This window comes from Sphingorhabdus wooponensis, assembly GCF_003933235.1.
Classification (GTDB): Bacteria; Pseudomonadota; Alphaproteobacteria; order Sphingomonadales; family Sphingomonadaceae; genus Sphingorhabdus_B; species Sphingorhabdus_B wooponensis.
Genome location: NZ_RWJI01000001.1, coordinates 1,051,890 through 1,066,651, shown reverse-complemented (window position 1 = coordinate 1,066,651; position 14,762 = coordinate 1,051,890). Strand labels below are relative to the sequence as shown.

The following is a 14,762-nucleotide window of genomic DNA, read 5'->3' as shown; positions in this document are numbered from 1 at the left end:
GTTAAGGGCGCTTAGCTCCAAACGCCCCAACGAATTGGCATCCGGGGCTGCAAGTACCGAAGATACTCCTCATAAAAAATGTCCCCGCAACTTCTTGAGCACCCGGGCCATAAAAGCTACCTGTGGCGGTTCCAGACCAACCGAAATTTGTATTAGACGAAATTGGTCCAGAAAATGTACTCGAACCCGAGCTGTATGTTAATGTACCGACTATGCCCGGTGCCGAAAAAAGCAGCGACCTTGATCCAAAATTTGCGGCTAAAGTTACACGATCAGTAAATTCACGAATTCTATTTCCACCTTCGTCGGCGTAATAGCCAACTGCCGCGCCCGTATATGTAACAGAACCAGATGTAGGAACTGATCCGGACGGTGTGACGCTGCCGCCATGGAACCCGTTACTAAGTCCTCCGGTTGCAGTTTTTCCACCCCAAGCTCCATAAGTCATGTAGGAGTAGCCAGCCACAGTTGGGTCCGCCACATACAACGTGGTTGTCCCGCTGGGGGATGAATATTTTATGATACTCGGGCTGTCTGCGAGCCGTATTTTCGTTGAGCCGTCGGAATTAGTAAAGTTCACAGATGACAGCCCACCTCGCACCGCAAAACCGGTCTGGGCATTTGCCGCGTAGGTAATATCTAAGGTGAGGTCCCCAGCACTGACAGTGCCCAAAGTGCCAAATATATTTGGAGCGCCAGAAATACTTAATCCGGTTGGGTTAGTATTAGGCGCCTCAACCGTGCTCCCAGACAGCCTAACTACACCATTGGTAGGCGCTGACTGCCAATTTGTGAAAGTAGTCGGCGGAGGAGGAGGTGGTAGCGGTGGAGGTGGAGGTGGAGGTGGAGGAGTGTTTATTGGAGGCGCTGGTGTTGAACTCACACCGCCGCCGCTTCCGCCGCCGCCACAGGCTGATAGCAACGAAAACACGATGGCAGAGCCAACTGCAATACGTCTATCCATAGAACGTTCCTAACTTCGAAACTAAATTATTTGCTGGGTACAGGAAATGGTTCAGGGGTGATTGTGTACGCAACAAGTTCGCGGCCTCTAGGGATCACGGCGCTCTTGCCGGTAACAAACATCAAGCCAGCGGCTAAGAAAACAGCACCCACGGCAGCTAGCGTGTTGCCTTCACCCTCTTGGCGGTATTTCCCAGTCACAGGGATGCGGCGGCCATACAAATCGATTTGGCGCAGCTCTACGTCCATTTTTCCCGATTTGCCGAAAACGGCCTTGCCGGTTCGCATGGTTACTTCTCCAGTTGCTGGCGTGCCAGCAGGGATAACCACAACACCCTGTGCTCGAACGTCAAATGCAACCGTCAGCCGGAACACGTGCCCTACTTCGATTTTTCCACCCTTGGTTGTCAAATCATCCGTCATTCGCAGAATGACTTCTGTGTTGGATGGTAGCGTGACCTCCGATTGGCTAGCAACACCGACGGCGCCTGACGGGGTTTGAACGACACTTGCTTGGCCCTGTGCCAAAGCGTTCGTGGAAATCATTAGCATCATAATGCTAGTCACAACTTTTTTCATATATCACCCCAATGTTAACGGCCAAAGTAAGTCTCACAGTGTCGACAGCCGCCAACCCTGCCTAAGTGTTGCTATTTTTTTATTTTCGCCGCAAATTCCCGCACGTTGGCAGCGAACGCTCCGTGAAGCTCCTTTTCAGCCTCTTCGGTCATGTAAGTGGTTTCCGGCGGGAAGACCTTGAGGCCCGTGTCTCCACGGCCCTTGTATACCTTGCCAACGCGGCCTGCGTGCACCCCAGCTCGTGGCTTCACTGCGCGGAAGTCCCTTAGAACAAAGCTGTTTGACAACGAACCGCCGCTAAGAGGCGCTTTCATGTACTGATTTTTAGTGATCACCAATTCAAAGTAACAATTGACTGTTGAACCGGTTAGCCTTTGCTTAGAATTAAGAGATTTGTTAGCCAGCGGTTCTTCGAACACCACGTTCGACGACGGCAACTTTAACGCCCCAACAAGATCGAAGCTGGAAAGAGCTTTTACCTGCTGCGGTGGTGCAAGGGCTTCTTTCAGATACGCACCATCAGTGGCATCTTGCTTTTCAGTAGCGGCGGCATCGACAAGCGCACCTATTAGTCCAAAGCTACCTACAAGGGTCCGTGTGTCGGCGCCTGCTTCAAGCGTTGGGAAAACCCGCAATTCACACTGCTCTAAAGCGACCGGGGCATTAGCAGAAACTACTTGCTCAGCGGTGCTTACCTGCTGCTGAGCATGCGATCCTGTGGCAGCTAAAAACGCCACGCCGAATGTTATCAATTTTTTCATCTAGTTCCCCCCTCAAGCGCGAAGAATTCTCCAGCGCGCTCGACCAGCAAATATCATTGATGGGAACTATAGTTCCTTGTTTGAATTATTACAACAGCGCCTAAGCGCTCAGGTGAATAGCGAGGTGAACTGGGTTAGCGTTTTTGCAACCAACGTCCTCCAAAAGAGGCGTCAGATGGGCATGTCTCAGGAAGAGCTGTCCCACCGAGTAGGGGTAGACGTCAGGTATTTAGGCGGGATCGAGCGCGCCCAAAGAAACCCATCACTGAAAGTTATAACTTCGATAGCTGTGGCACTGAACACAACGCCGTCTGCGCTGCTAACCGATGTTACAAGTTAAGCTCGCGATATCAGGAATACCAAGACTGACAACCCGACGGCCCATCTGTGCCAGCTTGTCGATTTGCTCCTCAACAAAGACCTGACGCTCGATCAACCGATCTACCAACCGTTCCCGCGTCGGCGTGCACCCGCTGCGGCATCGCATCGAAACACCATCTCCATCAGCTTGTCGATCTGCTCATCAACGAATACCTGCCGCTCGATCAGCTTGTCCAACAGCCTTTCTCGCGTTGGCTTACGCGTATACTTGGACAGCGCCTTTCGGCGCTCCTGAGCCTTGTATATGGCGCGGTGGCCTCGGTGTATCGGGCACTCTCGTTGCGAGCCGTAGGCCACGTTCCAGCCCTTTACAGAGGCAAAGTGGGTCTGACCCGGCGGTAGCACCAGCGCGGTGCACCTGCGGCCCGTATGCGGGCACAATGCGAACCAACGCTCCCCGCCATAAGGCAAGGGCTGCTCTTCCAGATACACCACGCAGTTAATGACCTTGCCGAACGCGTGTCCCGTGACCCTCAGACATGGCGAAGGTTCAAGGCAGTGAACGTCGGTTACCACCGTTAGCCTTGCGGTGGTCTGGCCGTATTGGCTCCTCACTTCCTCATGTCGGGCCATCCAATTCCGTTGCAAATTGCCGAGCTGCTTTAGGTTCGAGAGGTTGATGCGGAGGCAGTCGTCCGTGGTCCAACGGTTGCTGCGTCGCCCAGATCCGTGTCCGCCCATGCTTGCCTCCGCAGATTAATCGAAATACTCTGCGCAAATGGCATATTTCATCGTTTTTGTCGATATATCGGTTGCGGTTATGGCAACCGGTAGTTTTTTCAGATCACTTCCCCGGAGGAGCCATGGTTCTGTAACTTGTAAAAAATTGCAATGTGACACGCTCCGCGGGAGAAGCTGGGCAGTTTGGAGTGCACGTAAAATTTTACGAGGGGGCTATCTGTCCGCAACTGTCCGCAGTGATTTGCGGACAGATAAATGTTGGATTTATGCGGGTCACAGGGGAAAAACGAGCTGTCCGCAGTTTGCCCCCCTAACTCGTACGAGGAGAGGTATATTTTGTGAGGGTGGGTATTTGCGGACAGTAAGCATTTTACCCCTCAACCCCTCGGAAATCAGACGTTTATCTGTCCGCAAATCACTGCGGACAGTTGCGGACAGATGCCTCGGAAATCACAAATCATTCGGAAAATAGATGACGTCGCATTTGCCGCCTCTGCCGTGAGTTGGCGCGTGCGCAAAAGTAGTTTTCTGCATATCCCCACACATTTCCAACTGAGCTATCGCGTCTTTCATGTCCGACACATTTAGATGACACCGCTTGGCAACCAGCGATACGGGCGCATAGCCCTTCGCCAGAGCGTGTGCCTCAGTCGGGCGGCACTTCTCTGGCCGCGTGAGTAGGAGTGAGCGCGCAATGTCTTTCACCTTCGCAGCATTTGCCTGAACCTTGCCGCCGTGCATATGTCGCTCGATAAACTGAAGAAGCATGCCGTCGCTTACCTCCACGAAATTGATAGCCCAATCGAGGTGTGCGATTTTAATTTGGGGGCTACCGGGCAAGTCAAAGACGGATAGCACGCCAGCTATGCGGAGTGTCTTCTCCAGTTTCCGAGACAGAAGAAGCCGTTCTGGCGCCTCCTCGGGCAAGCGTTGCTCGGCATCATACAACTCGACATTCAGTTCTTCGACGCGCTGTTCGGCTTCGGCGCTGAATGTTATCGCTCCCGATGCGAAACGAAGGGCTTCCAGCTTTGAGATCATCGTTGCATCAAGCTCGAACTTCTCGCGCAATCCGGGCTGAGGACGAGCCGCACCATCTCCGACCGCAATCAGCATCCGGTTGAGCAATCCCGAGGCAATATCACCTTCGGTTAAAGCCTCGCCGAGTTTGGATGGAACGGCGAAGCCCATCAGGTTCAACGAAGGGTTGGCAACACAGCGCGAGGCTGTGCCAGCTTTCACTCGGGTATGGTAATCTGCTTTGCTCGCCGAAAACAGCTTCAGCAGCATCTTCTCGACTTCCCTCACATGCTGGCCGCCGTTATCTCCGCGGACTGAGAGCACATGCGCGATTTCGTCGATACTTGCGAAAATACCACCCTCGCAAAGCGCATCTTCGAGGCCTGCGCCCGATGCAAACTCACCGAGCCTGCGTGCGCCAGCCGCGCGCGCAATCTCGCCGGTGACGTGGAGGATGTGGTCTTTGCCTGAGCCTGTGGGTGCAGCGCAGAGGCCGTACAAATTAAGGCGCATCCCATCCGGTAGGTAGATCTTCGACCCACAGGCTGATGCCATGGCGACCAACACTCCTAGCAACGTCATAGCCGGTTGGCGTTTATGTGCTGTCGCCAGCGCGAGGTATACCACATCCGCCATGAAGCCGGGAAACGGGTCGAGAAGGGGGTGTGACGGCGTGGCGTCTACCTTCGGCACGTCTGCGGGCTGCACAGCGGAAATGTCGATGCCAGGATCTTGGTAGCCAGCCTCCTTCGCCATTTTCTTAACGGTGCGCATTGTTATGTTAGCCTGCCCGGAGCTTTTACGGCGGTCAAAACTGTCCCACTGCTTCCGCAGCTCTTCCTCACCGGGGTACTTCGACCCCTTCGCCGACCAGTCGTTCCAGATCTCGAAGCCGGTGTCGTCGCCGTCGGTCTCGTGATGCAGACCCATGCCGGGCTTGATCCAGTCCTCACGTGACATGTCAGGGTCGAGAACAGCGAGCATCCCCTCCATCTGCGACACGGAAAGGCCAGTCTTCGGCTCATGTCCGATCATGAAGTCGTCGGGGTCGTCCTTGGCTTTCTGTGGACCGAAACGCTTCTGACATGCGGCGATTGTGATGTCTGGCAAAGGCGCTAGGTAGTCCGCACCGTAAAGTACGTCGACGTAATCCAGCGTGTTGCCAGTGAAAGTTGTAAACAATTTTGAGCTGAATGCCTCGACAGAGAAGTCCAGCCCCTCGCTGACGTTCGCCTTTTGGTTACCCAATATATCCGCGTCACCAATGAAGATCGCGTGGATGCCTTTGCCGCTCGGACTGTATTCGGCGTACGTCATGGTCACGAGGTCAAGAACGTCCTGCCGCACCTTGCCGTCAGGCCCGACGCATTTGTCAAAGTCGAGCGTAACAATGCCGCACCCTTCAGTGTGGGCAAAGCCGACGCCATCGAAGCCCATGCGTATCGCAGCCTCACGCGCCACCTCAAACGTCACTAGGCGTGCGCGATCCTCTGGTCCGCCCTGTGTGCCGAACCTCTGTGTACCATCGGCCCAGTGTGGTATTTTTTCCTGCCTGTCTTCGTTTGGGTGTTTTTCCAACCGATAAACCACCCAGTTCGGCATATCACGCAGAGGCGCAGGCGCTGTTTGGGGAAGGTTCACCATAGGTCACCTTCCATCAATCCAGCGCATTGGAGCGCCGCCTCTAGGAAGGGTGCCAAAACCTTGGCCAGTTTCTTTTCAAATACCTCCATCTCAGGCGCACTGGGGACATCTGGATACCAGCTCTTGCCAATCGTGAATACGCCGTCGCCGTCGAACAGCGTGATCTGGACGACGTAATCTGGCGACATGCGGTGACGGGTGCGCATGATTACCGGAAGACCCGCGCCCGGGCCGCTCTCTAGCGGGCCGATTGCTTCGAAGGCGGTCATACGGCACCTCCGGCTTTCCAAGTGGCTTCCAGAAGTGACTTGTGGAGAGCAGAGTTCATGTTCCGCAACTCGGCGGCGCTCGGTTTGGTCGGTGACCACTCTTTTTGAATAACCGTTAATCCGTCGACTTTGTAGATCGTGACTTCGAGCGTGTGACTACCGACCCTTACCCGCGTTTGGGCGTGTATCTTCCGTTTTGCGCGCATGCGCACTGCTTTCGACCGGGTCATGTTCTTACACCATGTGTAAGGTTCTGCTGGTAACCAGCAGATTTATTTGCTATAAATTTCATTGTAAGATACCTTCTTGGCCAGCATCTCCTTGCACGGGAGGCGCTGGCTTTTCTTTTAAATGGTGAGGTTGATAATGTCGGCGGCGCGCCAAGCAGTGATGCGGGGTCCAAGCTTCGTTGGCTTGGGGTAGCGGCCCGATGCTACGCCAGCCCAAAAGGTGCTGGCGCCCATTGGAAGGATGCCGGGCACCCCTTTCTTTTTATCGCCGATGATAGTCTTAAGCCGCAGATACGCGTCTGGGTGGTACTCTTTGGTCATGTGTTGCATACTCCTAATTGATGCAACACCGTCTTTTAAGCACGCTCGCGGGTCAGTCGTCCGGCATTTTTGTCATTTCGATTTTATTTTGAGAGCAAGCTTCTCATTGCGGATTATGCGCTCCCACTTTTTCTCTTCTTCCTCAGTTATGTCCTCAGGTATAACGTTGATCGCCTGAAGCCTTTTTCGCAGTGACACAGTGTGCGACCTTGAGTTTTTAGAATATGCATCCTTCCGCAGAGCAACCATCCATTGCAGTAAAATTTTCACTAGCATCTCAAGTTGTCCGTGTTCATGCCCTTTAAGCCCAATCGTTTTCAGCATGGCATCGCCACGCCGGTTCGCGCCGTCGGGGAGTTCGGCTTCGGTGATGCCTTTCGCAACGTAATCGAGCCATTCCTCACGTGTGCGCTGTGACGCCTTACCGCGGTGAATAAGTTGCCATATCGCAGTTGCCGCTGTGCGCTGTACATGTGAGTATTTCGTTGCAAACTGAAGGAGATGGTACTCATCACTTAGGCTATCCCGTGTAGGCTCTGCCCATCCGGTGACCGCAAGTGCGGCGTGAATGCGGTCAACCCGCGTCAACGGCGTAGGCTCCCCTTCCGGCGTCCGCGATGGTGATGTTTCATTGGTCTCAGTTATCCAGTCTCCTACAGTCTTAGCCCAAGCGAGCGTCTCCTCGACCGACATCTTGCTGTTTGCGACCTTGCGCCATATGTCTGCGACAGCTTCGCCATCTCCGTCAACATGCGCCTTGCGGAGAGCCTCTCTGAAACGACGATCAATCATGCGCCACACCAGTCGGCCCATTCAGCCATCAGTTTCATTCGCTTTGGCAGCATGTCACCACGGCGGTACGCCGCTTCTGTCTTGCTACCTATGGTGTGGGCGAGGGCCATCTCGACCGCATCGCGGTCATGGTCGGTGTTTTCTGCCGCCCAATCGCGGAAAGTTGAGCGGAACCCGTGAACCGTAAACGCGCCGAGATCCATGCGCTTAAGCACTGCACTTAGCGACATATCGGATAGGGGAGACATCCGTGTGCCCGGGAAAATCAAAGGGCAGCCTTCGATACGTGGCATCTGCTCAAGCAGTGCCAGTGCGGCGGGGGAGAGCGGAACGCGGTGTTCACGCCGCGCCTTCATTCGCTCCGCAGGAACAATCCATAAGTCATCCTTGATTTCGGCCCATTGCGCGTGTCGCACTTCGCCCGAGCGCGCAGCTGTCAAAACGGTGAATTCCAAGGCCCTTGCGCCAATTCCACTGCGGGCACGTAAGTCGGCCATGAAGGCTGCAACTTGTTGCCATGGCAGGGCGGCGTGGTGCCTTACGGCCTTCACCCGAGACTTTGGCGGCAATGCAGCCTCAAGGCCGCCACGCCAAACCGCTGGGTTCTCGCCAATGCGCCAGCCGAGAAGCTTGGCACTGTTCAGTACAGCTTCAACCCGCATCCGCACACGGCTGGCCGTCTCGGGCTTCACGGGCCATATCGGAAGCAGGACGTCGAGGACGTGTGCCGACGTAATGTCTTCTACAGGCATGTTACCGATGGTCGGATAAGCGTAGGTCTCAAGCGTGTTCGCCCACTGCTGCCGATGCTTAGGGTTTGACCAGCCCGTTTCCTTCATCGCTATGTGCCGTTCCGCGGCGTCGCGAAATGTATGTGATGCCGTCGGCGCTACAGCCAAAGCGGCGGCCTCTCGCGCGGAGGCCTGCGTTGCACGTCTTGCGTCAAGAGGATCCTGCCCTCCAGCGACCATAGCCTTCAACGAGGCGGCCTTCGCGCGGGCTTCGGGGGCAGTGAGTGCGGCGAGTGAGCCGATACCCATCTCCCGCCGCCTTTTATCTAATTGGTAGCGGAATATCCAACTGGTCCCGCCGGTAGGACCTACGTGAAGGTACAGGCCGCCGCCGTCGGAGTGGAGGCCCGGTTTGGCATTCTTTATTTCTAGCGCTGTAAGTGTCACTGGCCTGTCATCCCACCATATATCCCACCACAATTTACACAGATGCGGTGGGATGGCAATAGATGACGCTGGACAATAAGTTGCAGTCAATCCATAAAAAACCTCGTTTTTAAGAGGGTATTTGGGATTTCATTGGACGATGTTGGAGCGCTGATCGGCGGACTATCTCTCCGCCAATTTTTAAGCAATTCCGCCGACAAACCCAGCCGTGTCTTGAGGCGCGGGCATGGCCATCCGCATAGTGCCACCGCACCCGCGCTGCCGACACCGTGCGCGACTTTCGACTTCGCCTAAAGTTAGCCGCTCTTTTCCCTTCCGCGCTTGTAACTCTGCACCCGTTAGCCACCGGAACGTTCCGCATTTCTTGCAAGTCAGTTCCAGCCAGTTGTTTGCGTCCAAATCGAGTATTTGGATATTGCTTCGCCAGTTCACCAAAAATCCTCTGCACTGGGAATCCGCGTAAATGATATTTTACCACCAACATTGCCACCGGGCGGCGGCTCCCAAAAACCGACACTGGCAACCGTTTTGCCATATTTGATATTAAGCCGGTCAAGCGCAGACCCCAGCCGTTCCCATTTTTGTCGTTCGGAATCGTCATCCAACAAAAAATCGAGCTGGCGATGATTGGCAGTTGTTAGATCGCCAAGACTAACACCGATACGCATCACCCTCGTTTTGCTAGTCAGGCGGCTTGTAAGGCGTTCCCAAAGAGAAGCGAGCGCGGTTAGCAGCGCTTGATCGTCATTCACTTGTGGCAGTGTCAGGCTGTCAAACCCGCTCCCCTCATAATATTGCATCCATAGGGTAATGGACTTTGTGTAATATCCGGCCCTGCGCACCCGCCGAGCTGCTTTCACAAGCAACAGGCGCGATATTGTCTTAGCATCCGTCAACGTCCGCGCATCGGGCGGCAAAACCCTTGCATGGCCGAACATGCCGCGTTCGGTAGGCGGTGCTTCTATCGCATAGCCGTGTAGCGCATACCAAAGCCGCTCGCCGGTAACATTATTCCACAAAGCGCGAAGCTGTTTAGGTTGGGTCGCCAGCAAGGCCGCCATTGTCGTTATCCCAGCTTTTGCAAGCCGAATTTCCATCCTTTTCCCGATGCCCGGTATATCATCCAAGGGGAGCTTCAATAAGGGGGCAGGCATGGCCTCAGGTCGCCAGATAGAAATGCCATCCGGCTTTTGCGTCCCGCCTGCAATTTTGGCCAAATGGCGATTGGCGGCAAAGCCGATAGAGCATGTGATGCTTGCGCCGATATTATAGCGGATCGTCCGCTTGATAGCCGCAGCCACGCCAGCCGGATCGGCCCTTTGCCCTTCGTCAAGTTTGCAACTTAATTCGTCAATCGACTTGACCTGATCGACCGGGATTACGGAGCCAATTTGCGATATAAGCTCGTTATGCGCACGCCTGTATAAATCTGGCTTTTGCGGTACCAAAATTAGATCGCGACATATCCGCTTGGCTTCATCCACCATCATTATGTTTTTGACGCCGTGCGCTTTCGCTTCGCGTGAACAGGCGATGATGCACGAACGTCCGCCCTCATAGGGAACAATGCCGATAGGACGCCCGCGTAAGGCAGGGTTTCGCAACTGCTCAACGCTCGCAAAAAAGCCGTCAAAGTCCAAATAGAGGTGCTCGATTGTGTCTGGTTTGCGCATGGGAGTGCCGAATCGGAGAGGGATTTGTAAAAGAACATAAACAGAACATCGGCGCAAGCGAGTTGACAGATCTGCAGCTTTGAAAAGGGATGTTGGGAGTGTCGAGTGACACTTTCTTGTTAAATCGCGCGCCAGCCTTTGCTGCCCTTTGGCGCCCAGCGCGAAAGCAATTTCTGCATGCGCTTTACCAGCCTGTAAAACGCACCCACTCATTGGTAACGATATCTGACGTGCCATGCACGATGTGGTAGCTGCGATGCTGCGCGCCGGTAGCGCAGGCGTGATTGGGCAAAATGCGCACGCGATCACCAATGGCGAGTTCGGGAAGCGCCGCGTTCGACCCCGGACGCACCTTTAGGATGCCATGTTCTTGATTAGCATCCGCCAGAATAAGATCCTGAAACGGCGTGCCAGCGCTATCGCAGACGAGGCCATAGCCTTGATCAATCTGCTGCTTCGACGTGCCCCGATCTTGGGACATGGCCATCCAGCCCGCATCTATTAAAATCCAACCTTTTTCGCGCTGATGCCCGATAACCGTTGCAAGCACGGACATGGCGATGTCGTCAATTTCGCAAATACCAATGCCCGCCATGACTAAGTCAAAAAAGACGAAGACACCTGCGCGGACCTCCGTGACGCCGCTAAGGTCAGTGGCATAATGCGCCGTTGGGGTGGATCCCACGCTGACCACGGGGCAGGGCAGGCCAGCCTGTCGGAGAATATTTGCCGCGTCGACAACGCTGCGGCGTTCGGTTTCTGCTGCTTGCCGCAGGGCTGTGGCCCCGCGCGCGGCGTAGCTTCCGCCGGCATGAGTCATAACACCCCGTAGCTCGCCACCCTGCGTAATCGCCCGGCCGATGGACAGGAGGCGATCTTTATCCTGCGGGGGCACGCCAGAACGATGCCCATCACAGTCGATCTCGATCAATGCGGGGATAACCTCTCCGCTGGTGCGAGAGGCCAACGCAACCGCTTCAGCTTGCTCAACGGTGTCGAGGATTACCGCGAGGTCTACGCCATTTTGGCGCAGCTCAATAACTTTCGCCAGCTTACACGGGGTGATGCCAACCGCATAGATTATGTCGCGAACGCCAGCAGCGGCAAAAAATGCGGCTTCCTTGAGCGTTGAAACTGTTGCGGGGCCTTGCGGCGAAGACATCGCCCGAACAGCAACTTCAATCGACTTTGCTGTTTTCAGATGTGGGCGCAGTGGCACGCCCATGGGAGCCAGCCTGTCGCGTAAGCGCGCGATGTTGCGGTCCATACGCGCGGCATCAATAATCAGGCAGGGGGTTTCGAGCGTTCCAATGCGCGACTGGGCCGCTTCGGGGGATGTTGCTGCACGCATAGGCTGTTTTTCCTCCTGCCGGTGTGTGTCGATCCTAATGTCGCACATCTTATGGCGCAGTTAACGGCTGCGTATAGGCTTTACCACTTGAATTACGGAACTTGGATGGATGCCCGCCGTGCGCGTGGGTTATAGCGTCAGCAAATAGGCAATGACCTGTTCACGTGATTTAGGGTCATGTATCCCGTTAAAGGGCATTTTGGTGCCCGGTACGGTCTTTCGGGGCGATGTAAGCCAGCGGTCGAGGGTTTTTGCGTTCCATGTCAAACCCGACGCCTTCAGGGCAGGGCTATAGGCATAACCCGGAAGCGAACCGGCCCGTCTGCCACCCACATCGGCCAAACTTGGCCCGAAAAGGTTTTTGCCAGCTTCGGTTGCGTGGCATCCGGCGCATTGGGCAAAGGCAGCAGGACGCGCCTTTTGCGCTGTGGCAGGCGTAAAAGATGTGGCCATCAGCGCAATCGCCAAGCCGAAAATGGATAGAGATAGGCGCAGAGTGATGGGCACAATATTGCTCAAAAAATGGTTAAGAATAAGCGGCGACGGAATGACCCGCCGCCGCTTATGTCCGTGTTTACTGGAAACGATCTGCGTTCATCACTTTGGTCCATGCCGCAACAAAGTCGGTCACGAACTTCTGCTTTGCATCGTCCGAAGCATAGACTTCAGCGACGGCCCGCAATTCGGCATTGGAACCAAACACCAGATCGACAGGCGTTGCGGTCCATTTCGCGGCGCCGGTCGCCCGGTCCTTGCCTTCATACAGGCCTGCGTCGGTTGCGGACTTCGTCCAGACTGTGTCCATCGACAGCAAATTGGTGAAGAAGTCGTTGGTCAATGTGCCAGGCTTGCTGGTGAAGACGCCTGCGGTTGAACCACCGGCATTTGCACCCAATACGCGCATACCGCCAACCAATACGGTTGTTTCGGTTACGGTAAGGCCAAGCAAGTCCGCTTTGTCTATCAGTGCTTCGGTCGGTCCATAAAAGGCGTCCGAGGCAAAATAGTTGCGGAAACCATCAGCCTTTGGCTGCAGCTGGTTAAAGGATTCAACATCCGTTTGGCTTTGCGTCGCATCAACACGTCCTGCGTTGAATGGAACAACAATGTCCTGTCCAGCTGCTTTCGCAGCTTGTTCAATAGCCGCGTTTCCGCCGAGCACGATCAAATCGGCAAGGCTTACTTGCTTGCCACCAGTGGCGCTCTTGTTGAACGCTGTGCGCACAGTTTCAAGCTTTGCAATGACCTTCGCCACTTCGGCAGGATTATTGACGGCCCAATCCTTTTGCGGGGCAAGCCGCAGACGTGCGCCGTTTGCTCCGCCACGCATATCTGTCGCACGGAATGAAGATGCCGAAGCCCATGCGGTCCGCACCAGCTCAGCCGTGGTCAGGCCGCTCGCCAATATATTGGACTTCAACTGGCCAATATCAGCAGCGTCGACTGGCGCATAATTCGCCTTGGGTAGTGGATCCTGCCAGGTCAAAGTAACCTTTGGTGCATCCTTACCCAAATAACGGGCTTGTGGACCCATGTCGCGGTGGGTCAACTTGAACCAAGCTTGCGCGAAGGCATCAGCAAATTCTTGCGGATTTTTCTGCCAGCGCTGCGTGATTTTCCGGAAACCGGGGTCTTCCCGCAAAGCGATGTCGGTTGTGAACATGATGGGCGCGTGGCGGACGTCCGCACGAAACGCATCCGGCACCATATTGGCGGCCGCTGGGTCGCTAGGGATCCACTGCGTGGCGCCCGCTGGGCTCTTAGTTTTCACCCATTCAAAGCCGTACAGATTGTCCAGATATTGGGTCGTGAAAGCGATGGGGTTTGATGTCCATGCGCCCTCTAATCCGCTGGTGATCGTGTCTTCTGAATGGCCTTTACCACATTTATTCTTCCAGCCGAGGCCTTGCTGTTCAATCGGGGAAACGCCCGGATCACCGGCAACGCACTCTTCTGGCTTCTTTGCACCATGCGCCTTACCAAAGGTATGTCCACCCGCGATCAATGCCGCGGTTTCGGCATCGTTCATCGCCATTGAACTGAACGCGCGGCGGATTTCTGCAGCTGCGGCAAGTGGGTCAGGAACGCCATTGGGTCCTTCTGGGTTCACATAGATCAGGCCCATTTGCGATGCAGCCAATGGTCCCTTGAGATTGCCCTTTGAATCGCGGCGGCGATCCGCCAGCAATTCGGCCTCAGGACCCCAGAAAACAAGGTCAGGCTGCCATGAATCTACGCGTCCGCCAGCAAAGCCAAGGGTTTTGAAGCCCATATCTTCCATGGCGACATTGCCCGCAAGAACCATGAGGTCACCCCATGAAAGCTTGCGGCCATATTTTTGCTTGATTGGCCACACCAGACGACGCGCCTTGTCCAAATTGACGTTGTCAGGCCATGAGTTCAGCGGTTCAAACCGAAGTTCACCGCCATCAGAACCGCCGCGACCATCGCCGGTGCGATATGTGCCGGCGCTGTGCCATGCCATACGGATGAAGAATGGACCATAATGTCCATAATCCGCGGGCCACCATGGTTGCGATGTGGTCAATGTTTTGCGAATATCTGCCTTTACGGCGTCCAGATCGAGCGAGGCAAATTCCGCAGCATAATTGAAATCGTCGCCATAAGGGTTGGCGCGCGCTTCATTTTGACGCAATGCGGTAAGGTCCACTTTCTTTGGCCACCACTCGGTTTTTGTTTCTGCTGTTTCAGCAACTGCAGCAGTGCTCAGCGCCATCGATGATGTGGCGGCCAGCAAAGCGACAGTAAGGATGTTGCGTATTTTCATGACGTGAAAAATCTCCCGTTTTGCCCTGGATTCTCCATGGGATAAGGATGTCATATTGACGGCGCGTCATGAAGCCCAACGAGATTGATTGGTCAGAATAATCGATTGTATTGATGAAAGCCCGATTTAGG

The 14,762-nt window shown here is 54.9% G+C and carries 14 protein-coding genes; 1 reads left to right on the top strand and 13 read right to left on the bottom strand.

What is annotated here, in order from left to right; translation table 11 throughout:
* Position 1 precedes the first annotated feature (1 nt).
* The 3 genes from D7D48_RS10645 to D7D48_RS05295 form a co-directional block, all read right to left on the bottom strand.
* A complete protein-coding gene (locus tag D7D48_RS10645) occupies positions 2–448 on the bottom strand; it encodes a transferrin-binding protein-like solute binding protein (RefSeq protein ID WP_221738622.1) in 447 nt (148 codons plus the stop codon).
* Positions 449–990: 542 nt separating this feature from the next.
* A complete protein-coding gene (locus D7D48_RS05300; protein WP_185739785.1) occupies positions 991–1,542 on the bottom strand; it encodes a hypothetical protein in 552 nt (183 codons plus the stop codon).
* A gap of 71 nt (positions 1,543–1,613) precedes the next feature.
* A complete protein-coding gene (locus D7D48_RS05295) occupies positions 1,614–2,303 on the bottom strand; it encodes a hypothetical protein (protein WP_125230297.1) in 690 nt (229 codons plus the stop codon).
* A 112-nt stretch (positions 2,304–2,415) separates the two neighbouring features.
* Here D7D48_RS05295 and D7D48_RS10640 point away from each other — a divergent pair, with 112 nt between their 5' ends.
* Entirely contained in the window at positions 2,416–2,643 is a 228-nt protein-coding gene (locus tag D7D48_RS10640; RefSeq protein ID WP_425452544.1) for a helix-turn-helix domain-containing protein, read from the top strand.
* 101 nt (positions 2,644–2,744) lie between these two features.
* On the opposite strand, the gene D7D48_RS05285 is transcribed toward D7D48_RS10640, so the two are convergent.
* From D7D48_RS05285 to katG, 10 genes are all read right to left on the bottom strand, one after another.
* The gene (locus tag D7D48_RS05285) at positions 2,745–3,239 is read right to left on the bottom strand and encodes a hypothetical protein (RefSeq protein WP_125230296.1); all 495 of its coding nucleotides are present in this window, start codon (positions 3,237–3,239) and stop codon (positions 2,745–2,747) included.
* Between the two features lie 576 nt (positions 3,240–3,815).
* Complete coding sequence (locus D7D48_RS05280) at positions 3,816–6,029, bottom strand: PriCT-2 domain-containing protein (protein WP_125230295.1); 2,214 nt, start codon at positions 6,027–6,029, stop codon at positions 3,816–3,818.
* On the bottom strand, positions 6,023–6,298 hold the full coding sequence (locus D7D48_RS05275) for a hypothetical protein (protein ID WP_125230294.1): 276 nt from the start codon (positions 6,296–6,298) through the stop codon (positions 6,023–6,025). The genes D7D48_RS05280 and D7D48_RS05275 overlap by 7 nt, the downstream gene beginning before the upstream one ends.
* A gap of 347 nt (positions 6,299–6,645) precedes the next feature.
* Positions 6,646–6,849, bottom strand: a complete 204-nt coding sequence (locus D7D48_RS05270) for a helix-turn-helix transcriptional regulator (RefSeq protein ID WP_125230293.1) — start codon at positions 6,847–6,849, stop codon at positions 6,646–6,648.
* Between the two features lie 72 nt (positions 6,850–6,921).
* Positions 6,922–7,641, bottom strand: coding sequence for a hypothetical protein (locus D7D48_RS05265; protein ID WP_125230292.1), 720 nt, complete (start codon positions 7,639–7,641; stop codon positions 6,922–6,924).
* Positions 7,638–8,819, bottom strand: a complete 1,182-nt coding sequence (locus D7D48_RS05260; RefSeq protein WP_125230291.1) for a tyrosine-type recombinase/integrase — start codon at positions 8,817–8,819, stop codon at positions 7,638–7,640. Before D7D48_RS05260 ends, D7D48_RS05265 begins: the two co-directional genes overlap by 4 nt.
* A gap of 428 nt (positions 8,820–9,247) precedes the next feature.
* Positions 9,248–10,492, bottom strand: coding sequence for a Y-family DNA polymerase (locus D7D48_RS05250; protein WP_125230289.1), 1,245 nt, complete (start codon positions 10,490–10,492; stop codon positions 9,248–9,250).
* Between the two features lie 184 nt (positions 10,493–10,676).
* On the bottom strand, positions 10,677–11,843 hold the full coding sequence (locus D7D48_RS05245; protein WP_125230288.1) for a DSD1 family PLP-dependent enzyme: 1,167 nt from the start codon (positions 11,841–11,843) through the stop codon (positions 10,677–10,679).
* A gap of 129 nt (positions 11,844–11,972) precedes the next feature.
* Positions 11,973–12,296 carry a c-type cytochrome gene (locus D7D48_RS05240; protein WP_125230287.1) on the bottom strand — a complete coding sequence of 108 codons (324 nt, stop codon included), beginning with the start codon at positions 12,294–12,296 and terminating at the stop codon, positions 11,973–11,975.
* Positions 12,297–12,417: 121 nt separating this feature from the next.
* Entirely contained in the window at positions 12,418–14,631 is a 2,214-nt protein-coding gene (katG, locus tag D7D48_RS05235; RefSeq protein WP_125230286.1) for a catalase/peroxidase HPI, read from the bottom strand.
* Between the last annotated feature and the right edge of the window lie 131 nt (positions 14,632–14,762).